The organism is Candidatus Hydrogenedentota bacterium (genome assembly GCA_018005585.1).
GTDB lineage: Bacteria > Hydrogenedentota > Hydrogenedentia > Hydrogenedentales > JAGMZX01 > JAGMZX01.
Genome location: JAGMZX010000086.1, coordinates 1 through 25,386, shown reverse-complemented (window position 1 = coordinate 25,386; position 25,386 = coordinate 1). Strand labels below are relative to the sequence as shown.

The window sequence follows — 25,386 nt, the reverse complement described above, 5'->3', positions numbered from 1 at the left end:
TGTTCTCGGGGAGATAACACATGTCAGACGTCCCTCCGCCGCGGAATTGGCTCTCGTTCAATCTTGAGAAGGCGGTGGCCTGCCTCATCCAAGACTGGATACCAATCCTGCTTGCGACGCTTGCCCTGGGTCTTCTTGGCGCCGTTGCGGGCAAGACGACCAATTCCGTCGCTTCGACGGCGTATCTCGTCCTGTCGCCGCTCCCGCTGCGCACCGGCACAACGGAAATGGATGAACTTGCCCAGATGATCGCCGAACCGCTGGATCCGACCACCCTGTCGCTGCTTTGTGTCAGCGACGAGGTGTTGCAGTCCACCCTGGATGCCTATAACGCCCGGGTTGAGGAATACAACGCGGACGAAAACGGCGAGTACGGCCCGGACACCATGGAAGATCTCTGGTCGCTTCACAACGCGCTGCAGTACGAGATCACCATCGCAAAAGAAACCCCCTACGAGACCATCCAGTCTCCTATTCTCAAGCTCTTGGCGAAGGGGTCGTCGGCGGCCCAGGCAAAGTTGCTTGTAGACGTCTGGGCGGAAGAATGCGTGAAAGCGGCCCAACGCTACCAGACAACACGGCACGGCCCGAGTGTCGAGGCTTTTGTCCAGCAAACGCAGGAGCAACTGGACAAACTCACTACCGTTGATCAGCGGGTGCGCGATTTCTGGACGAACAACAACCCCGAACTGCTCCAGGAACAGTTGAACTTGATGATCAGCCTCTCCCGGAACTACCAGGACTCCATCTGGGAGACGGAACAGGAGATCATGCAGGAAGAGGCGCGCGTGGCGTCGCTCCAGACCGCGCTGCAGCAAGTGGAGTCCACGATCAAACTGCGCTGGGAACCGCCGCAGCGGCTGCTCCAGATGTTGGGCGGCGGTTTGGCGTCGGGGCTTGTGCCGGTCGCGCCCGAAGCCGCCGGCCCCGAAGCGGCGAAACCGGAAGCGCTCCTGATGGAGCAGGAAAACCCCGTGTACACGCGTCTGGCAACGGAGGTGGCCATTTCGGAGGCGACGGTCGCTGGGGGTGAGGCAAAGCTGAAGAAACTGGGGGAACTGCTGAAGCAAATCGATGAAGAGCGGGTAAGATTGCAGCAACAATCGGCGGCGACGAAGCTCGAACTTGAAAAGATTGTCCGGGATTCCGAAATCGCCACGGCCGCGTACAAGAGCGCCGCGGAAAAGCTGGAGTTCGCGCGCATCGCCCAGACGCTGCAACAACCCGAGTTGCAGCTGCTCTCGAAAGGCGCGGAGTGGCCGCTGCCGCGGTTCCGCCGCGCCATCCTGTTCGGCGCGTTTGCGGCCTTCGTGGGACTGCTTGGCTCCGCGTTTCTTTCGGTCGCTTACCGCCTGATCTTGCGCCCCTTCCTAGAAGCAGCGTCATGACCGCGCCGCAGCACACGCTTGTCACGGCGCCGTACGGGAAGTCCGGTCTGTTGCTTGCGTGTTGGGGGCTTGCGACTGTTTCCGGCCTGGCCGCGATTCCTTTGGTCTTGGCGGCGGACCTTTCGCCGTTGCTACTCCCGTTCCTTCCCTTGGCGGCGGTAGTGGGGCTGGTGTTTCTGTGGGATACGCGCTTGGGTCTGTATCTCTCCGCCTTCTCCATCGGTCCCTTGAACATTCTGCAGGTCGAGTTCCTCGAGGTGACTGTGAACTTCCCGGAAGCGTTGATCGCTGCCCTGTTTCTGAAAGAACTGACTGCGTTCCTGTGTCGTGGCGAAAAGCCGCGCCCTTTCCTTCCATGGCGATCGCTCGCCCTGTACGTTGCCACGGCATTCGTTGCCGTGCTGACCGGTGTCCTGAACGGCAATGGCCACATCAAGGTGTTCCAGGATTTCCGGCAATTCACCGAATACATTATTCTCTATTTGCTGGTCCTGCACCGTGTCTCGGGCCGCCGGCAAATCGTGGGCCTGCTCGCCTGTTTCGCGACCGGGTTCGCGCTGCTCGGCCTGCACGGCATCCTGCAGCACTACAGCGCGTCCGGCATTCCAGGGGTCCAGCAAATAAGCGATCTGGTGCAGTTCGGCTCGTTTCGCAGCGGGTCCTTTTACGGTTCGACGCCGCTTGGCGCGATGATGGTGATGTGCGCAGGCGTCACAATCGGCCTGATTCTCTCCACGCGCGACCGGTTCGTTCAGTTCCTGTTATGCGGTGTCGCGGGCATGTGCGTGGTGGCGGCCGTCTTCACGCAGACACGCGCATCCTGGCTGGCGATGGCCGTGATGATCGCCTTTGTATTTCTTGCGATCCGAAAGACGCCGCTCGTGTTGGGAGTCCTCCTGTGCGGTGTCGTTGTTTTCGCGGTCACCCTGGGCGGCGGTGTCGTCGAGCGGATGAGCCAAATGCGCGTGACGAAAGCGGAGCGCTCGCTGTATCAGCGGGTAAATTACTACAGGGCCGCATGGTACATATTTCGCGAATACCCGTTGCGCGGTCTCGGGTGGGGTTGCTACTACAACATAAAAACAATCGTCCGCAATCAGCGGTACGTGCCGCGCGAACGCCCAACCCCCAAGGCCGTCGCCACGGTGCACAGCGCGTACCTGCAAATCCTGGTCAAGGGCGGCCTGCTCATGCTGGGCTCCCTGGGCCTGTACTTGTTCACGTGGTTCAGCTGGGTCGTGCGCGAGTGGCGCGCCCGGCCGCGGGACGAACTGGACCACAATCTCTTCGTCGGTACGGCGGCTGCGCTGCTGGGCTACCTGTTCCACTCGACATTCGAGAACTTTTTCCAGTGGCCGGTGATGTCGCAGGGGTTCTGGCTGTTGCTGGCGTTGTCCACGCTTATGGCGGCCGCGCTGGTGCGGCACGGCCGGATCGACGAACCGTCTGCGAGCGCCGCGCCGGAGACCGCCGGTGCCTGAAGCACGGCCCATTCGCGCTGTCTTCTGTCATTTTACCGCCGACGTGTGCGGCGGGTCCGACCGCTCGCTCTTCGACTTGGTCACGCATCTGCCCCGGGACCGCTTTTCACCAGCCATGATTCTGCGCTCCGGGGACCCGCTCGCGGGCAGGTACCGGGATACGGGCATTCCGGTAATCGAGCGGACTTTCGTGGCTCCGCGGCGCGCGCTTCAGCCGCTCAAACTGGCGCGATACTTCGCGAACTTCTGGCCCGCGGCCGCGGGCGTGGCGCGGGACCTGCGCCGGTTGCGCGCGGACGTGGTGCATGTGAACACGTTGTTTAACCTGCAGGGCGCGGCCGGGGCGCGGCTCGCCCGGCGCCCGCTCGTCTGGCATGTCCGGGAACTGGTTCCCGACTCGAAGGTCGCGCGGGTCATGTTGAGGCTTGTCGCGCACTTGGCGGCGCGACCGGTAGCGAACTCGACGGCCGTGCGGGACTGGCTCCGCGCGTCTGGAGCGGACCCCAGCCTCGTTTTCAACGGCATAGACGCCAGCGATTTCGCGCGCTTGCCCGATGGCGGCGCGTTCCGCCGGGAGTTCGGGCTGAGCACCGAAGACCGCGTGGTCGTCACGATTGGGCGGCTCGAGCCCTGGAAAGGGCAGCACGTGTTCCTTGAAGCCGCCGCGCGCGTGCTGCCCGCGCATCCTGAAACGCGGTTCGTTGTCGTAGGGGGGGCCGCTTCAAACAAACCCGAGTATCTGGACGAACTGCGCACGCGCTGCAAAGAACTCAGTATCGCGGACCGCGTGCTGTTCACGGGCATCCGTCAGGATATCCCGGGAATACTGGCGTCCGCCGACCTGCTCGTGCTGCCTTCGGTCACCCCGGAGCCCTTCGGCCGCACCGTTGTTGAGGCGATGCTCGCGGCGCGGCCCGTAATCGCCACGGACGGGGGCGGCCCGCGCGACACGGTTCTCGAGGGGGAAACGGGCTTTCTGGTTCCGCCCGGAGACGCCGCCGCCCTGGCGCTGCGCATCGGCGCGCTCTTGGAGGACCCGAGCCGCGCGGGCGCCATGGGCGCGCGGGGGCGCGACCGCGCGCTCGCGCATTTCACGCTGGACCGTGCCGTGCGCGAGATGGCCCAAGTGCTCGAAGACACCGCCGCGGCGCAACGCTGAACCCGTCTTTTGCCGGTGTCCGGGCTGGTCTGTTAAGATGTGCGCCTTCCAAGGCCATCGATATGCGCGGAGGTTGCAGTATGGCGAAAATCCTCGTGACAGGCGGTGCGGGCTTCATCGGGTCGCACGTGGCGGACGTCTATCTGGCCGCGGGCCACGAAGTGGTCATTGCAGATAATCTGTCCAGCGGCGCGCGGCGCAACGTGCCTGCCCAGGCCATGTTCTACGAGGTGGACATCCGAAGCGGCGAGTTGCAGAACCTCTTGGCGCAGGAACGCCCGGAGATAGTCAATCATCTGGCCGCGCAAATTGATGTTCGTAAGAGTCTGCAGGACCCGAAATACGATGCGGACACGAACATCCTCGGCAGCATCAACCTGCTCGAAGCGTGCGTGAAACAAGGCGTACGCAAGTTCCTCTTCGCGTCCACGGGCGGCGCGATTTACGGCGAACCGGAACACCTTCCCGCCTCGGAACAAACGCCTTCAGCGCCTTTATCCCACTACGGCGTCAGCAAGTACTGCGTCGAGCAATACATCCGCCTTTACAGCAGGATGTACGGATTGTCGTACACGATTCTGCGCTTCCCGAACGTCTACGGGCCGCGGCAGAGTCCGCACGGCGAAGCGGGCGTATGTTCGATCCTCGCGGGAAAGATGCTACAGGGAGAGACGCCCGTCTTGTACGGGTACGGTGCGCCGCTGCGCGATTATGTGTACGTAGGCGACATCGCGCAGGGCGCGCTGCTGGCACTGGAAAAAGGCGACGGCGAAATTCTCAATCTGGGTTCCGGGCGCGGCGCGTCCGTCCGCGAATTGTTCGATATCTTGAAGGAATTCACGGGATTCCAGGGCGAACCCGCGCTGGCGCCGTTACGTCCGGGCGAAGTGGAACGCATCTACACCACGGGCGGCCGCGCGCGCGAGGTTCTCGGCTGGTCTCCGCGAACGGACCTGCGCGAGGGCTTGCGGCTTACGCTGGAATTCATTCGGGCGCATCCGTGACGATGACGGCGAAATATGGGAATTAGCGGCATGGACACACGTTCCGCGCAAGACCGCGAAGAGCTGCTGATTCCCGTGTTGTGCCTGTTCACGGACCTGCTGGTCGTCTGGGTCGGTCTGAACCTCGCCACCTTGACCCGGCTCGAAACGCTGCCCAGTGTGAGCCTGGTGCAGTTGCAGCGCGACCGCATCATGTGCCTGCTCTTGTATGCATTCTCGGGCTTTGTGGCGAACGCGTTCAGCGGGCACCGCCTCACCGACCGCTTTGACTCGATCTATCACGCGTGCGTTGCGCTCGCTGGCGCGGCCGTGCTCGCGTTCTTGTCCGTCGCGCTGCTGCCGCGCGATTTCATGGCTATCTCGCGCCGGGAAATCGGGCTGGGCCTGATGTTCAGTGCGCCGTTGCTTGTCCTGTGGCGGTACGGCGCAACCAGCCTCGCCACGCGGTTCAAAGCCTTGTACCGGGCCTTTTACGTGTTCGGTTCGGCGGCCGAGGCCAAGCGCATTGCCAAAGCGCTGACGGAAAACCCCGATGTGCCCGCCGACGCCGAATATCTGCCCGCGCGCGCGCGAACGCGCATGGCGGCCCAGCAACGTGCCGGCGCAGAGGCGCCCCGGCGCGACGCCATCGTCTGCGTCGAGGAGAAAAGCAGCCCGGAATTCATGCGACTTATCGAGTTCTGCGAGAAGCACTGCCGCCGCGTGTTCGTTTATCCGAGCGTGCACGACACGCTGCTCTTTCAGCACAGCAGCCTGCTCGCGATCGGCGGCGTGCCGCTCGTTGAGGTGGCGGGCCGCGAGCCGCAGGGGCCCTACATCTTCGTGAAGCGCTGTATAGACATCGCCGCGGCGCTGATTGCCTTGCTGCTGGCCGCGCCGATTTGTCTCGTAGCCGCCGCCGCCGTTTCCGCAACGTCGCCCGGAGGCGTCTTTTATACGCAGGAACGGATTGGACGGCGCGGCCGCGTCTTCAAGATTTACAAGTTCCGCACCATGGTCGCCGACGCGGAAGCCCGGACCGGCCCCGTCTGGGCGGGCAAGAACGACGCGCGCGTGACACCCGTCGGGCGTTTCCTGCGCAAGCACCGCGTCGATGAAATCCCGCAGCTGTGGAATGTGCTGCGCGGCGACATGAGCCTCGTCGGGCCGCGCCCCGAGCGGCCGCATTTTCACGAGGATTTCTCGAAGAAGCTGCCGCTCTTCGACCGGCGGCTCGCCGTGCGGCCCGGGCTGACCAGCCTGTCGCACGTGCTCGGTTCGTACAGTTCCGACCCGGCGGACCGGCTCCGCTACGACCTCGTGTATATCGGCACCCTCTCGCTGCTGAACGACCTCAAGATCATGTTCTCCACGGTGCGCGTGGTCTTAGGCGGGAAAGGGGCGCAGTAACATGCGCAAGAAACAGTTCCAGAAGCCGCTGCTGGTCCTCGTTCTCTGGGGCGTTATTCTTGCGGCCGTATTCGCGGTGACGCTGCTGGGCAACCTGGCCCTTGCGCGGCGCGTCGGCTACGCGCGCGCGCACGACCCGAATCCGTACCTGAATGCCGCCGAAAGCTATCTCAATCACGCCAGTTTCCGGGAGGCCTGGGCCGAAATCGCGCGGGCGCGTGAAAAAGCGCCTGACCACCCGCGCGTGCACAAAGTAACCGGCGACTTTCATTTCCGGCAGCAGCACTGGAAGGAAGCTCTTGAGGCCTATCGTACCGCGATCGACGCGGGCACGGACGCGCGCGGGGTCTACATCAACGCGCTCTGGTCGCTCATCGAGTTGCGTTACTATCGCGACGCCATCGATTTCGGAGAGACCTGCATCGCGCTGGGATTCGCGGACGCCGTGTTTCCGCGCTATATCGCGGAGGCGCACCTGCGGCGCGGCGACCCGAACGCGGCGATTCCTTACCTGGAGCGCGCGATGGAAGGCTACGCGAACGACCTGCATCTCATGAAGCAGCTTGCCGAGGCCTATCGCGTCACGGGCCGCAGGACCCGCGCGCACGAGTTGCAGAAGCGAATCGACGCGCTGGAGGCGCCCGCGGAACGCGCCAGCGCCGGCGGATGACCCCAGTCGTGGCGCCGCCGGTGTCGATAGTGCTGCTCACCCTGAACGGGTTGCCCGGCCTTGAACGCGGGCTTGACCTGATTGCCCGCCAGGACTATCCCGCGCCCGTCGAAATCGTGCATATCGATTCCGGTTCGACGGACGGCACGCTCGAACTCGCCGCGCGACGCGGTATTGCCACGCACCGTATCGACAAGCGCGACTTTCACCACGGGCGCACGCGCAATCTCGGCGCGGACCTCGCCCAACACGAAATCGTCGCCTATCTGTCGCAAGACGCCGTCCCCGCGGACGAGCACTGGCTCCGGAATCTCACGCAATGGTTCAAGGACCCGCGCGTGGGCGCCGTGTTCGGCCGGCAAGTCGCCCCGGAAGGCGTCGGCGCGCTCCGCCGCTACGCTATGGAATGGACGTACGGACCGGCACGGGAAATACGCGAACTGGCCGTCATGCCGCGGCTGACGCTCGGCTCGTACCGGTTCTCGAACGCGAATTCCGCCTTGCGCACGGAACTTGTGCGGCAACTCCGTTTCGACGAAACCGCGCCCATGTGCGAGGACCAGGCCATGTGCCGCGCTCTGCTGCATGCAGGCCGCAAGGTCGTCTACGAGCCCGATGCCGCTGTCTACCACGCGCACGAGCGCACCGTGTGGGGCGAATTCGTATGGGCCGTGGACAATGGCATCGCGTTGCGGCGTAACGGCATCCTCGGCGACGCGCAACTGGGCAGTGAAATGCGTTACGGTCTGAAACGCATCGTGGACGAGCTGGCGCACTTCCTGAAACGGGGCCGCGCAGACCTCGCGGCGAAGGGGTTGCTCATCAACGTGGCGAAATGGGCGGGGATCCAGTTTGGCAAGCGCGAAACGCGCTTGCCCCGGTCGTTGATGCGGCGTATTTCCCATATCGCGCGGCAGGAAGCCGCAAGGAGTTGACCCTTTGGACTATCTCAACGCGGCCATTCTTGCCGTGGTCGAAGGAATCACGGAGTTTCTGCCCATTTCAAGCACGGGCCACATGATACTCGTCGAGGATTATTTGAAACTCGGCAGCGGGGACTTTGCCAAGGATTTCATCGTCATCATTCAATTCCCGGCGATTCTGTCCGTGGTTGTCTATTTCTGGAAAGAGCTATGGCCTTTCGGAGGCGGCGCGAGAACGCGGGCGGCCCTCACGCTGTGGCTGAAGACGGCTGTGGCGTTTCTGCCCGCGGCGGTGCTGGGCCTGTTGCTCAACGACTACATCGAGGCAATGCTCGACAGCAGTCTCACCGTCGCGCTGGCTCTCGTGGTCGGCGGAATTGTCCTGCTGGCCATCGAGTATCGCGGCATCGGGGGTAGAATCGCTTCCGTACACGGGATTTCGTTTCAAACCGCTTTTCTTATCGGGTGCATCCAGTGTCTTGCCATGATTCCCGGCACGTCGCGGTCCGCCGCCACGATCGTGGGCGCCATGCTGCTCGGGGCGAGCCGGCCCGCCGCCGCTGAGTTCTCCTTTTTCCTTGCGGTCCCGACTATGGCGGGCGCGACCGCGCTGACCGTGCTGAAGCATGGACTCCGTTTCTCCGCGCAGGAATGGGCGCTGATCGGCATTGGCAGCGTGGTCTCCTTTGTCATCGCGTACGCGGTTATCGCGTTCCTCATGAACTTCGTGCGACGCCGCAGCTTCGCGCCGTTCGGATGGTACCGGATCGCGTTGGGAGGCGTCGTGCTCCTGCTGTTCTTCTTGCGTTGCATCGGATAGAGTGCGCTTGCCGGATGTCCCATGCCGGCAACGAGGGGAAACGGCCCATGAATAGCCTGTTTACGCGCTACCCGCGGCTCGCGGAAACGCTGCCGCACTTGCCTTTGGGCGATTTCCCAACGCCCGTGGCGCCGCTGCTGCGCGTGGGCGGGCAAATCGGCGTGCCCCATCTCTACGTGAAGCGCGACGACCTCAGCGCGGCGCTCTACGGCGGGAATAAGGTGCGCAAGCTCGAATTCCTGCTCGCAAGGGCGCTGCGCGACGGCCGGAAATGGGTCATGACCTTCGGCGCCGCCGGTTCGAACCACGCGCTTGCGACGGTCCTGTACGCGCGCGAGGCGGGGCTGCGCGGCATCTCGATGCTGATCCCGCAGCCGAACGCGCGTTACGTCCGGCGCAATCTGCTCATGAGCTACGTTGCGGGCGCGGAACTGCACCATAGCGGCGGTGTGGTCTCCGTCGTGTTCGCCTCGCTCTACCACTACCTCCGGCACGCGGTCCGTGACGGGCGTTTCCCCATGCTGATTCCGCCGGGCGGCACCTCGCCTCTGGGCGTGGTTGGCTTTGTCGCGGCCGCCTTCGAACTGCGCGAACAGATTGAGGCGGGCCTGGTCCCCGAGCCGGACCGGCTCTATGTCGCGTCGGGGACCATGGGCACCGCAATGGGCCTGCTGCTTGGCGTTGTCGCGGCGGACATGCGCGCGCGCGTCGTGGCGGTGCGCGTCACGCCGCCTCAGTTCACCTCGATGCGCAAGGCACGCAGACTCTTTCGTGCCGCGAACCGCCTGTTGCATGAGGCGGCCCCGTCATTCCCCCTGTTTCCGTTTCCGGAAGAGCGTCTGGAATTCCGTGACGAGTTCTACGGCGGAGAGTACGCGCGCTACACGGAAGAGGGCATGCGCGCCGTGCGGCTGGCCCGCGAACAGGAAGGACTCGCCATTGAGGGCACCTACACGGGGAAGACGTTTGCCGCCATCCTGGCGGATGCGGCGGCAGCACGGTTGAGCGGTCAGACAGTCCTCTTCTGGAATACGTACAATTCCCGCGATTTCGGCCCGGCCATCGCAACCGCTGACTACCGGCTCCTGCCGCCTTCCGTTCACCGGTACTTCGAAGAGGACGTTCAGCCGCTCGACCGCTGAGTCACGTGCCGCCGGACACGACCGGATTGCGCAGCGCGCCAATCTCCGGCGAGCTGACTTCGACAATATCTCCCGGCGCGATGGGCCCCGAGCCTTCGGAGGTGCCCGTGGAAAGCAGGTCTCCGGGTTCGAGGGGAATGAACTGCGTCACAGCGGACAGGAGTTGGGGAAAGTCGAAAAGGAACTCCCGGGTATTGGCGCGCTGCCTTACAGCGCCGTTCACGCGCACCTCGATATCGATTTCGATCGGCCACGGAAGCCCTTCCGGCAGGGCTACCACGGGCCCGAGCGGACAAAACGTGGCCAGGTTCTTGGAACGGTACCAGGGATACCCCCGCTCGATGTCCCGCCGCTGGATATCCCGCGCCGTGATGTCGTTGAGCAGAGTATACCCCGCGATGTACTCCCGCGCCTGCTCCGGTTGCACGTCCTGAGCGTGTTTTCCAATGAGCACGGCCAGTTCCCCCTCGTGGTCGACGCGCCCATAGCGCTCTTTCACGATGATGGGGGTGCCGGGGCCGATGCAAACGGTGGACGCTTTTGCATGAAAGACAGGCTCATCGGGGACATCATAGCCGCCCGCCTCGATAAAGCCGCGGAAATTGCGGCCGACGGCGATGATTTTGTTGGGCCGCAGCGGTTGCAGCAGCGTGGGCTCCTCGCGCAACTTGTATTCGCAAAGCATGCCAGGCTTCTGCAAGAAGTCGAAAACGCGGTCAAGAAAGGACCGCGTGAGCAACCCTCGTGCCAGCATCTCCTCGATGCCGTGCATGACTTGGCCGTCGATATAGTCGATTATGCGCTGGTATCCGTGATACGCGCGAGATATGTCTACCCAGAACCCGTCCAGCGGCGCCACAAGCGTCCGGATCCCGTCGACATTCGCCACTCCGATCTTCATTTAGTCTCCAAACTACACGACTTCCTGCAACCTTCCCGCTAAGTATACCAGATCAGACGAACTTGGTGGCTTTGGCGGTGTCTATGAGACGGCGCGAAACGTCGCCCGTTCCAATCACGAACGGGGTCGGCCGGCTGTCCGCGCCGTGCATCCGAGGTGTATAATCGTGCCTGAAGGCTGGAGAACGAGGAGCATCCCCATGAGACACTTGTGTTTTCTCACTTTTCTTGTCTTGGCCGCGGCGCCGGGCATGGCCGCCGCGCAACCCGCTGAAACCGGCGCCGCCCCGGTGGTCGAGGTGCCGGAAATCAAGCCGGAAGGGCTGACCCTGCGCGACACCCTGTCGGAGCGGGTGCAGTCGGCGCGCAGCACCGTCGCGGACCAGACCGACGTGGCCGTGACCGTCTACAACAACAATCTTGGCTTGGTCCGCGAGCGCCGCTCCGTCAAGCTGTTGCCGGGAGAAGCCACGCTTCAGTTCATGGACGTTCCGTCGAGCATTCGGCCCGAAACGGTCAGCTTGACTTCGGTGTCCGCGCCGGGCCGCCTCCATATCCTCGAGCAAAACTACGAGTTCGACCTGATGAGCCCCGAAAAGCTCATGGAGAAATACGTGGGCCGCGAGGTGCGCCTGGTCAACAAGAACAACGACCTGTCGTTCTCGGAAGTCACGGCCCGCCTCGTCAGCATGAACAACGGCCCCATCTACGAGATAGACGGCGACTTCTATCTCGGCCATCCGGGCTCGGTCGTGCTGCCGGAGATACCCGAAACGCTGATTGCGAAACCGACGCTTTCCTGGTTGCTCCAGAACGACGGCACGGACCACGAAGTCGAGGTCACCTATTTGACGGAGGGCCTCTCGTGGAAGGCGGACTACGTGTTGACCTTGAACGCGGAGAGCACCGCCATGGCCGTCGAGGGTTGGGTTACGCTCACGAATCAGTCCGGAGCGCCGTATAACAACGCGCTGCTGAAACTGGTCGCGGGGGAAGTCCACCGCGTACATGATGAGATGCCTCAAATGGAGGTGGCGTTCTATGCCGCGCGCGTGGCCTCCGCGGAGCCGCCTGTGCAGGAAGAGGCTTTCGCCGAATACCACCTCTACACGCTGGACCGGCGCACGTCCCTCAAGGAGAACCAGAGCAAGCAGGTAAGCCTGCTCACGGCGGAAGACGTGGCCGTGCGCAAGGCCTACGAGTTCCGCGGCGAACAGTACTTCTACAGCCAGGCCATGCCGGAGATGCCGCCGCAGCACGTGGCGGTCTTCCTCGTGTTCCGCAACGACGAAGCGAGTCATCTTGGCATGCCGCTGCCCGGGGGCGTGATGCGCGTCTACCAGAAAGACAGCGGCGGCGCGCAGCAATTCGCCGGCGAGGACCGCATCGAGCACACGCCCAAGGACGAAGACGTGCGCCTGCGTATCGGGGACGCCTTCGACGTCGTCGGCGAGCGTAAGCAGACCGATTACCGGCAGTTGCTGAACAATATCCACGAATCGGCCTACAGCATCGTGCTGCGCAATCACAAGGAAGAGGACATCACCGTCGATGTCGTGGAGCCGTTCCAGGGCGACTGGCAGATCATCGAAAGCTCCCATGCATTCGTAAAACGCGACGCCCGCTCCGCCGTGTGCTCCGTGGCCATTCCCAAGGACGGCGAGGTCACCATTACCTATCGCGTTCGCGTGAAGTTCTGAATCCGAACAGCCTTGCGCGACAGCACTTGAGGCCGCCGGCGGCTCCGGCCCGACGGCCTCCGTCATTCCGGGCGCAGATGCTCTTCCAGAAACGCGAACGTGCCCACGCCGTGAATACAGTGAGGGCCGTCGAAGAATTCGATCCGGGTGCGGCCGCCGATGCCGAGTGCATCGTATTGCCGGCGTGTGCGCGCGTACTCGTAGGCGACCCACTCGTCGATAGAGACGCCGTCGTCGTGGCCGCGCTCGACCATGAACGGACGCGGCAGGATGAGCCAGCTCATTTCCGCGTGATTGAACGTGCGGCCAAGGTCCCACTCGAGCATTTCGTATTCATGGGTGAACATATAGCCGAACGGCGCGTCCACCGACGCGACTTTCCAGATCCATTCGTTGTAATCGCCGCTGCAGATGACCACCTTGTACCCGTGAAGCAGGGCGGGCACGCGCAGCGCCGTCTTGCCGCCGTAACTGATACCGTAGAAGCCGATTCGCCCCGGGTCGGCAAAAGGCAGCGCGCTCAGCCATTCGAGGATGCGTTCGTGTTGGCGCGTGATGAATGAGAACAGGGTCAGCTTGAGCGGATGAGCCTTGCGCTGGAGCTGCCGGAAAGCGTTGCCGCCGAGATACGGGTTCTGCGGCGCGAAGACGACAAACCCGCGCTCGGCGAGACGGCAGCCGTACTGGTTATATGCGGGGTCTTGTGTCGCCGGATCCGCGGCCTTGTGCGGCGTGCCTTCGAGCCCATGCTGACACACCACGACAGGCCGCCGCTCCTGGGGGCCCAAGGCTTGTGGCACGAGCAGGATTCCGTAGGCGAACACGTCGGGGTACACGTCAAGCACGACCTCATAGCCCCGATACGCAGGCCGCTCAAAGGCCAGGCGGCTGCGCGGATTCATCGGCAGCGGCGCGGGCGGCAATTTGCCGATGACTTCCTCCCAGAGATAGTCGCGATACGGCTGCGTGGTTGCCTGCCACGTTTCGAGCGACGTTGCATCGGCTTTTTCCCAGAACCTGGCGCGTTCTTTTGATGCTTCGCGCATCAGCCGCTGCGTGTAGGCCACCAATTCGTCGAATTGCCGCTTGAGACGCGCCTGCGGGTCTCGAATCGCGCCCAACGGCTGCGGCGCGGCCGTTTTCGGGGAGACCGCGTCAATGCCCAGCGCCTGGAGTAACTGTGCAAGCGTGTCCTCGCAGCCCGGAAGGCCATCGGGCGGCAGCGCGAGCCCGGGCGTCCAGGGGGGCGCTGACCCTTCGAGCAGTTCCCGGGCGCGCGCGCACTCGGCGCGGACGTCTTCGATGGGTGGCGTGACGATGCGCCCCGGCGCGCCCGCGGCCTTGCGGTCGGTCGTCTCGCGCGGCTCGACGCCCTCGGGATGCCTTGCGGCTTCGACAACCAGCTTGCGCGGCGAGGTCAGGCTCGCAATCTCCGCATCGCCGAATTCGGGGAGCAATGCCCAGACGCTGCGGTAGATGGGCTCCTGCCACAGGCCTTCGCGCGGGCCGAAATAACCCGAAACGGCTGTTGCCGCGATGCGCGTGTCGAGCGCCGCCGCGTACAACGCGAGCAACCCGCCCTCGCCGTAACCGAACATGCCCACGGGCGCGTCCTGGCGCTGTATCAGCCAGTCCGCCGCGGCGAGTGTCTTGTCGATTTCGTAACCTATGATGTGCCGGCCCATGTGAAAGGCCATGCGCATGAGGAACTCGCGGTGCGCCTCGTTCAGCATGCGGATGTTGGGGTTGCCCGAATACGTATGGTTGCGGTCTATGAGCACGGGTACGATGACGCGGCAGCCGGACGCCGCAAGCCGGCGCGCATATTGGGCCGGCTCCGGCACGCCCGGCTCAAGCCCCACGAGCATTTCCGGCGTCCAGTCGCAATCCGGCAGCGCAACCACCGACGCCTTCGCGGGCTCGTGCGGTTCCAGCAACAGTCCTTCGCCGTGGACGCCCTCGAATACGGGCCAGCGCACCGCCAGCACGTCGAAACCGCCCGGCGGCTCCCGGCACGTGCCCACAAGCGCGGGCTGGTCCGTCGTCGCGTCAAGCTGCATCTCGACGGGGACGCGCTGGTCAGCCAGGCCCAGTATCCTGCGCAACCGGTCCCGGTTCGGCGCGACGGAGGCCTCGTAGCCCGCGCGGGACGACACGTCCCGATGCCAGTATTGCGCCCGTTGCGCGGCGGCCTCGGCAGTTGCGCGCGTCAGGTACGCATCGATGCCCGCCACCATCTGCAATCCCAGGTCGCCCGTCATGGTCAAGGGCTCGGTTTCCGGCAGCGCGGGCGCTGCGGCCATGCTGGCATAGAGGCCGACAACAAGCGACAGGACGGGCATGGTCCACCTCCCTTTCAAACGGGCAACGCAAACGGGCAGCCTTTACGATTCTATGGGCGCGCGCCCGGCGCGTCAACGCGGCGGCCAGGCGCGGGTTCCGCCTGTGCGACGGCCCAGGTCCGCTCCGCGGCGCGCAGGAAACGCGCGACGACTTCGTCGTTGCGGAACCAGGGATGCCCCTTGAGATAACTCCGCATCTTGCCGCGGAAGGGCTTCCACCAGTGCGGCGGAATGTTTCGCGCGCCGATGATCGCGCCCAGGATGGAGCCCGCCGTCGCGGCAGTGCAGTCGTTGTCGAGGCCCATCGCCACGGTGGCGGCAATGGTCTTCGTGAAGTCGCCTTGTCCCAGCAGGAGGCCGAAGACCGTGAGACACGCGTTGTTGTTCGTGTGCACCGGGTGCATGCCGGCGAAGCGCTTGTCCACTCGCCGCCGCGCGTCGCGCCAGTCTTTCAGCCGCGGCGCGGTCCGCAGCGCCCAGCGGACGTCGCGCGCGAGCCGGCAATCGCGGGGAATTTCTGTCAAACCGATGTGCAGCGCCTCGACGGGACAAGCGGCCGCGAAGGCCGCCGCAATCGTCGCGGCAAAGAACATGGCCCCGTAAACGCCATTGCCGCGATGCGACAGAAATGCGTCGCGATAGGCCATCGATGCGGCCATTTCCGGCCAACCGGGCGCGGCGTAGCCCCAGGGGTCGCTGCGTATGTCCGCGCCGATCCACTCCTGATATGGATTGTCGACTTCCCCGGCCTTCAACGCAGGCACGCCCTTCTTCAGATTGCGCAGGGCAACGTCCTCCGCGGTACAGGCCATGGGCAGCAGCCGCACCCATGCCGCGCCGGTGTCCGCCGTGGTGAAATCCCGTCCGAAGCGTTCCAGGACCAGCAGACCGAGCAGCGTATAGGCCAGGTCATCGTCGACGGGCGCGTGCGTGATGCGGCCGCGCAGGTAGTCGCGCATATGACTGGTTCCATAGCGGAGTTCGTCCGGCGACGGATGCAAGGGCCAGTAGTCCTCCGGCGGGAAGGACGCGCCGGACTGCCGCGCCAGGCGCTCCATCGCCTCAAGGGGCCAGTTTTCGACGGGCACGCCCAGCGTACAGCCGGCGGCGCGCCCGAGCCATGCGCCCTTGAGCCGGTCGCGCAGGCCTGCGCGCATGAGCCGTGGCCAGAGGCGGCGTGGTCCGTCCGGGCGCAGTGCGCGGATGGCTCCCAGCGCGTCGGGCTCGCGTTCCTGTTCGGCTGGTGACCGCGTCAGGCCGCGCAAATCGCGTTCCGCCCGCTCAATCTCCCGGCGCAGCCGCCGCACGATGGCCGCCGCGTCCGCGTCCTGCTCGTGGCGCAGGTCGGCCCAGTGAAGGGCCTGTTCCAGGCAGCGCTGCAATTCGGCGAAATACGGCATTGGGGTTCCATCCTTCGCGTGAAGGCTCATCACGACCGCTCATGGACCGCGGTTCAATCCCCAATGGGTTGATCGGCCTCGTAGACGAGCGTGTAGATGAGATCGCCCGTGCGTGCGCGGCCTTCCGGCTCGTGCGCCAAGGTTGTCTGCACGCTCACGACGTTTGGCCGGTGCTTGAGCACCCAGGCGTTTACCGCGCTGTCCAGTTCCGCCGTACGGTCTTCATAGCCCTTGAAGGTCTTCACGAAAGTCATCGCCGGCGCTCCCATCGTTCCCGGGCCGGGGGAGAAATCTCAGACACCGCTTTTCGGCAAAGATGCGCGCTTTCTAAGCGATCTCTCTCGCGCTGCGGATGATTTTCCGGACAAGGCCGTAGTTGAGGGCCTCTTCCGCGGACATCCAGAAGTTGCGGTCGCTGTCGCGCGTCACTTTGTCGAGAGGCTGCCCGGTCTCTTCCGAAATGAGCCGGTTGATCCGCTCGCGGATCTTCAGGATTTCCTGCGCCTCGATGCGGATGTCCGCCGCCTGGCCGCCTGCGCCGCCGCTGGGCTGATGCAGCAGGAACCGCGTGTTCGGCAGGGCAAACCGTTTCTCCTTGTCGCCGCCGAACAGGATCGGCACCGCGATGCTTGCGACCCAGCCGGCGCCGATGGTGATGACCGGCGACTCGACGAAACGCATCACGTCGAAAATCGCATAACCGGAATCGACGTGCCCGCCCGGCGAGGAGATGACAACCTTGATCGGGTCGTGCGAATCCGTGTCGAGCAACATCAATTGCGCGATGGTTTTCTCGGCTAGTTCCTGGTCCACCGTGCCCGCGACCAGGACGGTGCGCGACTTGAGCAGCCGGGGCAGCAGGCTGTCCTGTCGCTCACGTTCCGGCGTGCATTCCGGCTCTTCTTCTTGGGAATATGTCATGCGATACGAACCTCTTGATAGGAAATCAGGCGATATTCTGGCATTTCAGAGCGGGGGGGGTCAAGGAATGAGCACGCCGATGGCCGGGACGAAGGCGGCTGGCGGGTCGTACAGGCAGTTCGGCGGCGCAAGACTGCACGAGAGCGCTTCTTCAAAGCGGACCTCGGCAAGCGCTTCGCCCCGCTCCACCGTGACGCGCCAGACCCAACCCGGCCGCGGCAGTCGCCGCGGGTTCCGCCAGTAGAACATCGCCCCCAGTATCTGCGCGCTGCTCATGCGCGCCCCGCGCACCCCCGCGTGCATGCCGCCCGCGTACGCCCGGACCGACATCCGCTCGGGGTCCCGGTCGGCAATCCCCACGGCGGGCAGATACCGCGCGGGGAATCCGTCCGGAGCGGGGCCGACATGCGCGCCTGCCTGCTCGAAGAGACACACGAGTTCGCCCGCGCTCCACGTGGCAAGCGTTCCGGCAAGGCGGGCGTCCCCGAGCAGGTCAGCCATGCCCATCGCGAGCGGTGACGCCGGGCAAGACACGCCTTTGCATTTCTCGGCGCGGAAACGCAACGAGGCCAGGGCGTCGTCCGCCCGGCCTGCCGCGACCAGCGCCCTTTCGTAAGCCAGCCCGCGCTCCGCCAGGGGCAGCGCGGAGCACAAATCGCGGAGGCGGTCGAGAAAATATCCGGTTTGCTCTTCAGACGGCGGCGGGAGCAGCGCACGGCCCGCGGGCGGCGGCGTCATGGCCATGCAGAACGCCGTTGCGGCCGCATCGGGCCATTTGCGGGCCAGGTAACCCCGCGCTTGCCAGTAATGCGTGCGCCGCTCGACAGGGGACCGCTCATTGATGAAGGCAAAACGCCGGGACAACTCGACGTCTAGACCGTGCTCGACGCACGCCGCCGCTGCCGCTTCGTAGTTCCGCGGGTCCGCACCGTTCCGCACGTCCACGTGCAGGACGTTCCATGCAATCAACGGCAGCAAGAGCAAACAAAACCACGCCGTCCCGGGCGCGGCCGTGCGGGCCTCTTCCGTCTGCGCGAAGGCGTGCCCCCCGGCGAGCGCGAGCAGAAACGCATAACCCAGGCGCGGCGTTTCGGGCAGGAGGACGACCATGGCCCCGCCGCACAGGGCCATGGCGGACAACATGCCGTGCAGGCGCGCAACACCCTCGCCCCGGCCCACCCATGCTTTCGCCGCAATCCGCGCAAGCAACCAGAGCACAACCAATGCGGCGAGGACGGACAGTGGTCCCTGCCGCCACGGGGCCGGGGGGCGCCAAAGGCCTGGATCCGGTGCGCTGAGACGCGCCAGTACGGCCAGCGCGGCAGTGATCGGCGCTATCGCGAGGAATGCCGTCGTGCGGCGCCAGTGGCCATGCTCTGGCGCGAACGCCGCGCCCAGCGCGAGGGTCAGGCACAACACTAGCACGAGCGCGCCTTCTTCCAGCGTCGCGGCGAATGCGAGCGTTGCCCCGGTGCCGGGCGAGAACGCGGTCGGGAACACGGAATAGAGCACCCAGCCGTAGAACGGCCGGAAATGAACAAACAGGCTGAACAACGCCGCCATGCCGCCGGAAAGCGCGGACAGCCACACGCACTGGCGGACAGCGCCGCGTGACCGGATAGTCTGGAGGACGGACGCAAACAACAGCGCGCCGCCCGCGGCCGATGGGGACCAGGCCATCGCGCCCGCGCGCCAGTCATGGGCAACCGCCAGCGCGACCAAAACCACGAGCGGCCACGCCAGTTCGAAGGGCAGTATCACCTTCCGGCCGCGCAGCACGTCACGGCATGCGGCGAAAACCAGCGCCGCCGCAAACAGCGCCGAGCACGGAATGAACACCCCCGGCAGCGTCTCGTACACGCACCAGGGCCACGCGAAGGCAAGCCCGTACAGCGCAAGCAGGCGCAGGCGGCCTTCGTCCGCGCGCGGTTCCGATGATTTGCCCGGGCTACGCACGCGGCCCTCCGAGATACGCCGCCGCAACGTGCGCCAGCACGGCCAACGCGAGCAAGACCAAGAAGAAGACGGCGGCCAGGCGGCGTTCCTTGCGCAGGCGCTGCAGTACATTTGTCATGTCACGCAAGACCTCTATCCGTTTTCCGCGCGTGTTCGACGAGGCTGCAACATGCGTTCCAGGACATGCTCACTCTGGAACCGCGGACTCGTTCGCGGCGCGGTCTCGGGCCGCGGAATGCAGGAGCGCGCTTACAGCCCGTACACGTCCTCGATTGTAGTCATGATATCCGAGGTGGTCGCGACGACCGGCGTGACTTCGAGCCGCGACACATCCGCGACCTTCTTCAAGGCCGTGTCGTCGAGCGGATTGGCCATGGCGAGCACGAGTGTCTTCTCGCGCACACGCAGGGGCACGCACACGTGCCACGCGCAAAGCTCCCTGGTGACCAGGCTCGACGCGCGGCGGTCCACGTCGTCCGCGGATACCTCGACGAGCGGGAGGTTCAATTGCCAGGCGACGGCCTGCGCGATCGCGTCGTCGGCTATCACCTCCTGCTCGACGAGGATCGTGCCCAGCAGCCGCCGGGGATTGCGGCGCTGCTCTTTCAGCGCAGCAGCCAATTGCCGCGGCGTGATGATGTCGGCATCCACCAGAATCTGGCCGAGGGACCGCCTGCCCTTGCCCGCGGCGGCCTCGGAAAGCAGAATGCGGCGTTGCCGCCGCCGCGCTTCAGCCTCCGATTCCTCGGGAAAATCGGAGATGCGCCCCATGAACACGCGCGATTTCTCTTCCGCTTGCGCTTTCAGTTTCGCGGTCTCCGTTTCCAGCGCCGCGACTTGGCCGCGCAACCGGTCGATAATCTCGTCCCGCTGCGCGAGGGCCTGCTCGCGTTCGTTCAGCGCGCCCCGCCATTTCTCCTGGGCCGCCGCCCACTGCGCTTCGGCCTCCTGCCTGGACGCGGAAGACAAGCGCGCTTTCTCAATTGCCGCGTCCCGCTCCGCCAGCGCCTGCCGCAGCACAGCCGTTTCCTGCTGCGCCTTCAGGAGACTCGCCTCGTGGTTGCGCGCCGCTTTCTCTCTCGCGTCCAGCGTGCTTTGCGTCGACGCAAGGGCGCGCCGCGCTTCGCCGAGCGCCGCGGCGGAAGCGCGCTCCCGTTCCGTGACCTTTTCGAGCGCCGCGCGCGTTTCACGGAGCGCGTTTGCCTGTTCGGCATCCCGTGCGCGCGCCTGATCGAGCTTTTCCTGCAACTCCAGATTGATCGTGCGTAAAGACGCCATCGACGCGACCTGTTCCGCGAGATTACTCGTCAACGTGCGATTCGTGTCATGCGTCTGGACCAGCGCCTCGCCTCGCGCGGCCTGCTCGTCCCGCAGCCGCTGCAATTCGCCGGTGACGTCCTCGACCGTAAGCGTCACCGCCCTCTCGCGTTCGCGCAGCGCGGCGATCTGCCGCTGGAACTCGTCCAACGTTTCACGCAACGCAGCGATATTGGTCTCGCGCTCGTCCAGGGCGGCCTGTTGGGCATCGAGCGTCTGTTGCGTAATCGCGAGGCGCTGGCGTTCTTCTTCCTGGAGCACGCGCGCGGTCGTTTCCGCCTCAGCCAGCGCGCGCGACAGCCGTTGCTCATTCTCCGCGCCCCGTGCGAGCCGCTCCTCGAGCGCGTCGATGCGCTTCTGCCGTTCGTCCAGCGTCGCGCGCAGCGACTCAAGCTCGCTTTCCGCATCGCGGAGCCGCGCAACGACCGCGTCCTTTTCCGCGACCAGGCCCTCGAACGCCGAGGCCAGTTCCATCGCGTGGGCCGCGGCGGTGTCCTCGCGCTGCTGCAGGGAAACGGCCTCGCGCTGCAACTCTTCCAGGTTCACGCGCAGCGCGGTCAGGGCGGCGTCCCGTTCCTGCAGCGCGGCGGCATGCGTTTCGCGCAGCCGGGCGCAGGCCGTTTCCAGTTCCGCGCGCGCCTGCTCCGTCGCGCGTTCCCGCGATTCCGACGCGGCAAGCTGCTCGCGCAGGGCAGTGTTCTGCGCGGCGGCCTGGTCGAGGCGCGCTTCGAGTCCCGCCGTCTGTTCGCGCAGCGCCGCAAGCTCCGCGTCGCGCGCGTGCAGCGTCTGCCGGCCCGCTTCGAGTTCCCGCTGGAGTCCGTCGGCGCGTTCCTGCAGCGCCTGCCTTTCCTGCAGCGCGGCCTGTTCCCGTTCCGCCAATTGGACCTCGGCAGCGGCGAGCGATTGGCGTAGCGCCGCGCCCTCGGAAAGACCCGCGTCCCGCTCCCGTTCCCGTTCCGCCAAGGCTTCGCGCGCGTCCGCGAGCGCCTGTTCCCGCGCGGAGGCCATTTCGCGTTGCGCGGCGATGTCGTGCTCAAGACCCGCGATGCGCGCGTCGCGTTCTGCAAGGTGTTCGCGCAACTCCTGTGCGTCCGTGTCGCGTTGCCGCAGCGCTGCCTGGGCCTCTTCAATGTTGCGGTTTGCCGTCGCCAGTTGTTCCAGGAGCGCCGCGCGCTCAACGGCCCAGGCCGCGGCCGCTTCCTTATTCGCCTGTTCCGACGCGTGCATGGCCTCGCTGAGCGCCGTGTTCGCCACCGAGAGCGAACCGATCTTTTCCTCGGCGGCCGCGGCCTGTTCGCGCAGCGCGGCGATGGCCGCGTCGCGATCGTGCAGCGTTTCTTGGCGCGTGTCGAGCACACGCTGCATCTCCGCGTTGCGTTGCGTCAGTTCCTTCCATGTGTTGCGGCATTGCTCATCGGCTTGCGCGGCCCGCGCGAGCGCGGTCTCCTCTCGCGAACGCGCGGCGCGGAGGTCCGCTTCGAGCGATTCCAAACGGTCCCGCAGTTGATTAGCGGCCGCGTCGCGTTCGGCGAGTTCCCGCTGATGATCCGCGGCGCGGAGCTCCGCATCGGCCCGCAGCGCGTCGTGGTCCTGCGTCAGATGGCCCGCATGCGTTCGGAGTCCGGCGAATTCCTGTGCCAGTTGGTCCCGCTCGGCCTGCAACGACGCTATAAACGTGTCGCGCTCGCCGCTCGCGCCGTGCGCCTGTTCGAGCGCCTGACTGATCTCGTGCAGGCGCGCCAGCGCCGCGTCGCGTTCGGCGGCAACGGCCTGGAAATGCGCTTCGAGGTCGCGCGCGCGCTCCGTCTGCGCGGCCTCCTGCTCGCGCAGCGAAGCCGCCAGCGCGTCGCGGTCGCGCTGTTCGTGCTGCGCGCGCGATTCCAGCGCGGCGTTCCGCTCGCGCAGCGTGTCCAGGGCGGCGGCGAGGTCGCCCGCCCGCGCGACCGCGGCCTCTTCGTTTTCGCGCAGTGCCTCGACCTGCCGCGCGGTTTCCGCGAGTTGCTCCTGCAAAGTGCCCAGGCTCTCGTCCCGCTGCGCAATGGTGGCCCGGTATCCGGCGAGTTCCTCCAGGACCTCCGCGTCTCTCTCCGCGCGGGCCGTTTGTTCCGCCCGCGCGGCGTCCCGTTCGGCCTGCAGCGCTTCGATGCGCGTCCGGGCGTCCGCCCCTTCTTGTTCGAAACGGCGCACCGCGGCTTCGTGCGCTTGCTGCGCCGCGTCTTGCGCCGCGCGCAGGCCCTCAAGCTCCAACCGCGCCTGCTCCGCCGCATGGCGCGCCGCCTGCTCTCGCTGTTGCGCCGATTCCAGGTCCGCCTGTAGCGCGTTGATAGCCTCGGCGGCCTGTTCAGCGGCGGCATTGAGCCGCCCGGCTTCCGCATCGCGCTGGGCGAGGCGCTCGCGCATCTGCTCCGCCTCCAGCTTCAGGCGCTCCGCTGTTTCCCGCGCCGCCTGAATCCCGGTCTGTTCGGAGGTCCGGGCGGCTTCTTTTTCCGCGAGCGCCCGGTCGAGCGCCGCAATCCGTTCGCGCGCTGCGCGCAATTCTTCCACGGCGCCGCGCCGCGCGTCCCGCTCTTGCCGCAGAGCCTCCAGGGCGGCGGCCAGTTCCGCCTGTTCCTGTTCCGGGGTCTGTTGGGCCGGCGCGGCCTCGGGCCTGGCCTCGCGCGCCTGCGCCAAGAGCGCCTCCAATTCCGAGACGCGTCTCTCGAAAAACTCCCGCTCCTTCACGGCTTCCGCAAGCTGGCGGTCGCGCTGGCCGGCGTTCTGGCGCAGCGCGGCCAGTTCCTTGTTGGCGTTTTCGGCTTCCTGCTCCCGTGTGGCCAGGGCTGCCTGGAGTTGCGCTGTGACGGCTTCCTGCTCCCGCGCGCGTGCCTGGATGTCCGCGGCTGGCGCCGCCTGTGGACGCAACAGCCCCAGCAGGGTGTCGAATTGAGCAGCCGTTTGCGCGATCTGGCGGGTGAGCCCCTGCTGCGCGCCGGTTACTTCCGCGCGCCAGGCCGTAACCTCCGAAGCAACACGGTCAATGGAGGTTGAAAGGCGCGTGCGAAAGGCGACAAGCGCCTGCGCCGCGGCCGCGTCCGACTGCGCCGCTGCCGCCTCCGGCGGCAATCCCTGCGCAAGAGCCGAGCGCAGAGATTCGAGCTGGGCGTGGGTCTGGGCGAGCGCGTCCGTATCCCGCGCCTGCTGCTCCAGGAGCACAACGACGCCGTCCAACTGGTCCTGCGCGTCGGCGATACGCTCCACCAGGCTCTGGTGCGCGGCGGTTACCTCGGCTTTCCATCCGCCGATGGTCGCGCGGAGACGGCTGAGCAGGTCGGGTCGCTGTTGCAGCATATTTGGGCGCCTCGCGTGCCGGGTGTTGCGTGGTTACGTCCTTCTGCGCCCCTCTCCCGCACGGAAAGGGCATGCGCGCACTTCCCGGCGCATTATAGGATTGACGTGGGGCGGGTTCAACGGGCGAAACGCCGTTTCAGCATGCCGATATGCATGCCGCCAGGCTATAGAGAGCCGCCCGGCGGGCGCCTCTCTCGCGCACCGGGAATACCCATGACAATGACAATTCCCGCGCGGATTGAGTAGAATCCAAGCCTTCGATACGCGGGGTTATAACACAGGTCGAGGACTGCCATGACGGAGACCAGGCAATTCGCGCGCACGCTCGTTACCAGTGCGCTGCCTTATGCGAACGGCCACATTCACTTGGGCCATATCGCGGGCGCCTACCTGCCCGCGGACATCTACGTGCGCTACAAACGCCTCAAGGGCGAAAAGGTCCTGTATGTCGGCGGGTCGGACGAATACGGCGTGCCGATCACGCTGACGGCGCTCAAGGAGGGCGTGTCGCCTCGCGACGTGATCGACCGTTATCACGCGGCCAACGCGGACGCCTTTCGCCGCCTCGGTATCTCGTATGACATCTATGGCCGCACCTCATGGGAACTGCACGTCGACACGACCCAGGCCTTTTTCCGCAAGCTGCATCAGGACGGGTATGTCCATGCGGAAGAGATGGAATTGTGGTATTCGGAACAGTCTAACCGGTACCTGCCGGACCGCTACGTGCAGGGGACATGCCCCAAGTGCGGCTATGCGAACGCAAACGGCGACGAATGCGAAAGCTGCGGCGCCCAATATGCGCCGCAGACGCTCGTGGAACCGCGTGCGAATATCCCCGGCGACGACTCGCGGCCCGTGCTGCGCAAATCGCGCCACTGGTTCCTCGATCTGCCCCAGTTCACGGACCGGCTCCACGCCTATCTCGACGCGCACCCTGAATGGCGCGACAACGTGAAGGGCATCGCCTACGGCTGGGTAAACGACCTGCGCGCGCGCTGCATTACGCGCGATACGGACTGGGGCGTGCCCATCCCGCTGGACGGCCCGGAAGCCGCCGCCAAGCGCATCTATGTCTGGTTTGATGCGCCCATCGGTTACGTAACCAATACGCGCCAGTGGGGCATCGATACGCTCGGGGACGCGAACGCGTGGGAGCGCTGGTGGAAAGACCCGGCCACGCGGATGATCCATTTCATCGGCAAGGACAACGTGCCCTTCCACGCAGTCATTTTCCCGGCTATGCTGATGGGCCAGAGCGATTACATCCTCGCGGACAACGTGCCCGCGAACGAGTATCTCAACATCTTCAACCGCGCAACCGGTCAAGCCGAAAAAGGCTCGAAATCGCGCGGCAACATGATCTCGGTACGCTGGGCGCTCGAACAGTTTCCGCCGGACGTGATCCGCTACTACCTGTGCGCCATTGCGCCCGAATCGAAGGATTCCGCCTTCGATTGGGACGATTTCATGCACCGGTACAACGGCGAACTGTGCGACGTCGTCGGCAACTTCGTGCACCGCTCGCTCACGATGACCGTGAAGAA

General features: G+C 65.4%; 18 protein-coding genes. 11 read left to right on the top strand and 7 right to left on the bottom strand.

The window, feature by feature from the left end:
* Positions 1-20 precede the first annotated feature (20 nt).
* The 9 genes from KA184_14700 to KA184_14660 all read left to right on the top strand — a co-directional run bounded on the left by KA184_14700 (position 21) and on the right by KA184_14660 (position 9,976).
* The gene (locus tag KA184_14700) at positions 21-1,388 is read left to right on the top strand and encodes a hypothetical protein (protein MBP8130825.1); all 1,368 of its coding nucleotides are present in this window, start codon (positions 21-23) and stop codon (positions 1,386-1,388) included.
* A complete protein-coding gene (locus KA184_14695) occupies positions 1,385-2,869 on the top strand; it encodes an O-antigen ligase family protein (GenBank protein MBP8130824.1) in 1,485 nt (494 codons plus the stop codon). The genes KA184_14700 and KA184_14695 overlap by 4 nt, the downstream gene beginning before the upstream one ends.
* Positions 2,862-4,028, top strand: coding sequence for a glycosyltransferase family 4 protein (locus KA184_14690; GenBank protein MBP8130823.1), 1,167 nt, complete (start codon positions 2,862-2,864; stop codon positions 4,026-4,028). The genes KA184_14695 and KA184_14690 overlap by 8 nt, the downstream gene beginning before the upstream one ends.
* Positions 4,029-4,108: 80 nt before the next feature.
* On the top strand, positions 4,109-5,032 hold the full coding sequence (locus KA184_14685; protein ID MBP8130822.1) for an NAD-dependent epimerase/dehydratase family protein: 924 nt from the start codon (positions 4,109-4,111) through the stop codon (positions 5,030-5,032).
* Positions 5,033-5,062: 30 nt separating this feature from the next.
* Positions 5,063-6,421: an exopolysaccharide biosynthesis polyprenyl glycosylphosphotransferase gene (locus KA184_14680; protein ID MBP8130821.1), complete on the top strand. Its 1,359-nt coding sequence runs from the start codon at positions 5,063-5,065 to the stop codon at positions 6,419-6,421.
* Position 6,422: 1 nt separating this feature from the next.
* Positions 6,423-7,091 (top strand): tetratricopeptide repeat protein, encoded by a 669-nt coding sequence (locus KA184_14675; GenBank protein ID MBP8130820.1) that lies wholly within the window; start codon positions 6,423-6,425, stop codon positions 7,089-7,091.
* Between the two features lie 8 nt (positions 7,092-7,099).
* Positions 7,100-8,026 (top strand): glycosyltransferase, encoded by a 927-nt coding sequence (locus tag KA184_14670; GenBank protein ID MBP8130819.1) that lies wholly within the window; start codon positions 7,100-7,102, stop codon positions 8,024-8,026.
* Between the two features lie 4 nt (positions 8,027-8,030).
* Complete coding sequence (locus KA184_14665) at positions 8,031-8,834, top strand: undecaprenyl-diphosphate phosphatase (protein ID MBP8130818.1); 804 nt, start codon at positions 8,031-8,033, stop codon at positions 8,832-8,834.
* Between the two features lie 47 nt (positions 8,835-8,881).
* A complete protein-coding gene (locus KA184_14660) occupies positions 8,882-9,976 on the top strand; it encodes a pyridoxal-phosphate dependent enzyme (GenBank protein ID MBP8130817.1) in 1,095 nt (364 codons plus the stop codon).
* Position 9,977: 1 nt separating this feature from the next.
* Here the strand turns inward: KA184_14660 and KA184_14655 are convergent, their stop codons facing one another.
* Positions 9,978-10,877, bottom strand: coding sequence for a fumarylacetoacetate hydrolase family protein (locus tag KA184_14655; protein ID MBP8130816.1), 900 nt, complete (start codon positions 10,875-10,877; stop codon positions 9,978-9,980).
* 199 nt (positions 10,878-11,076) lie between these two features.
* On the opposite strand from KA184_14655, the gene KA184_14650 reads away from it, so the two are divergent.
* Positions 11,077-12,576, top strand: coding sequence for a DUF4139 domain-containing protein (locus KA184_14650; protein MBP8130815.1), 1,500 nt, complete (start codon positions 11,077-11,079; stop codon positions 12,574-12,576).
* Between the two features lie 62 nt (positions 12,577-12,638).
* Here the strand turns inward: KA184_14650 and KA184_14645 are convergent, their stop codons facing one another.
* The 6 genes from KA184_14645 to KA184_14620 all read right to left on the bottom strand — a co-directional run bounded on the left by KA184_14645 (position 12,639) and on the right by KA184_14620 (position 23,839).
* Positions 12,639-14,918 (bottom strand): hypothetical protein, encoded by a 2,280-nt coding sequence (locus KA184_14645; GenBank protein MBP8130814.1) that lies wholly within the window; start codon positions 14,916-14,918, stop codon positions 12,639-12,641.
* Between the two features lie 50 nt (positions 14,919-14,968).
* Positions 14,969-16,318, bottom strand: coding sequence for an ADP-ribosylglycohydrolase family protein (locus KA184_14640; protein MBP8130813.1), 1,350 nt, complete (start codon positions 16,316-16,318; stop codon positions 14,969-14,971).
* 53 nt (positions 16,319-16,371) lie between these two features.
* Positions 16,372-16,572, bottom strand: a complete 201-nt coding sequence (locus KA184_14635) for a hypothetical protein (protein MBP8130812.1) — start codon at positions 16,570-16,572, stop codon at positions 16,372-16,374.
* Between the two features lie 73 nt (positions 16,573-16,645).
* On the bottom strand, positions 16,646-17,239 hold the full coding sequence (locus tag KA184_14630; protein MBP8130811.1) for an ATP-dependent Clp protease proteolytic subunit: 594 nt from the start codon (positions 17,237-17,239) through the stop codon (positions 16,646-16,648).
* 60 nt (positions 17,240-17,299) lie between these two features.
* Entirely contained in the window at positions 17,300-19,195 is a 1,896-nt protein-coding gene (locus KA184_14625) for a hypothetical protein (protein ID MBP8130810.1), read from the bottom strand.
* A 249-nt stretch (positions 19,196-19,444) separates the two neighbouring features.
* Positions 19,445-23,839 (bottom strand): hypothetical protein, encoded by a 4,395-nt coding sequence (locus KA184_14620; GenBank protein MBP8130809.1) that lies wholly within the window; start codon positions 23,837-23,839, stop codon positions 19,445-19,447.
* A 294-nt stretch (positions 23,840-24,133) separates the two neighbouring features.
* Here KA184_14620 and metG point away from each other — a divergent pair.
* Positions 24,134-25,386: methionine--tRNA ligase (gene metG, locus KA184_14615; GenBank protein ID MBP8130808.1), on the top strand; the 1,253-nt coding region annotated here is incomplete at its 3' end.

Coding starts and splice junctions, on each gene's coding strand:
- KA184_14700 (MBP8130825.1), top strand. CDS start 21: ATGTCAGACGTCCCTCCGCCGCGGAATTGGCTCTCGTTCAATCTTGAG.
- KA184_14695 (MBP8130824.1), top strand. CDS start 1,385: ATGACCGCGCCGCAGCACACGCTTGTCACGGCGCCGTACGGGAAGTCC.
- KA184_14685 (MBP8130822.1), top strand. CDS start 4,109: ATGGCGAAAATCCTCGTGACAGGCGGTGCGGGCTTCATCGGGTCGCAC.
- KA184_14680 (MBP8130821.1), top strand. CDS start 5,063: ATGGACACACGTTCCGCGCAAGACCGCGAAGAGCTGCTGATTCCCGTG.
- KA184_14675 (MBP8130820.1), top strand. CDS start 6,423: ATGCGCAAGAAACAGTTCCAGAAGCCGCTGCTGGTCCTCGTTCTCTGG.
- KA184_14660 (MBP8130817.1), top strand. CDS start 8,882: ATGAATAGCCTGTTTACGCGCTACCCGCGGCTCGCGGAAACGCTGCCG.
- KA184_14655 (MBP8130816.1), bottom strand. CDS start 10,877: ATGAAGATCGGAGTGGCGAATGTCGACGGGATCCGGACGCTTGTGGCG.
- KA184_14650 (MBP8130815.1), top strand. CDS start 11,077: ATGAGACACTTGTGTTTTCTCACTTTTCTTGTCTTGGCCGCGGCGCCG.
- KA184_14645 (MBP8130814.1), bottom strand. CDS start 14,918: ATGCCCGTCCTGTCGCTTGTTGTCGGCCTCTATGCCAGCATGGCCGCA.
- KA184_14640 (MBP8130813.1), bottom strand. CDS start 16,318: ATGCCGTATTTCGCCGAATTGCAGCGCTGCCTGGAACAGGCCCTTCAC.
- KA184_14635 (MBP8130812.1), bottom strand. CDS start 16,572: ATGACTTTCGTGAAGACCTTCAAGGGCTATGAAGACCGTACGGCGGAA.
- KA184_14630 (MBP8130811.1), bottom strand. CDS start 17,239: ATGACATATTCCCAAGAAGAAGAGCCGGAATGCACGCCGGAACGTGAG.
- KA184_14620 (MBP8130809.1), bottom strand. CDS start 23,839: ATGCTGCAACAGCGACCCGACCTGCTCAGCCGTCTCCGCGCGACCATC.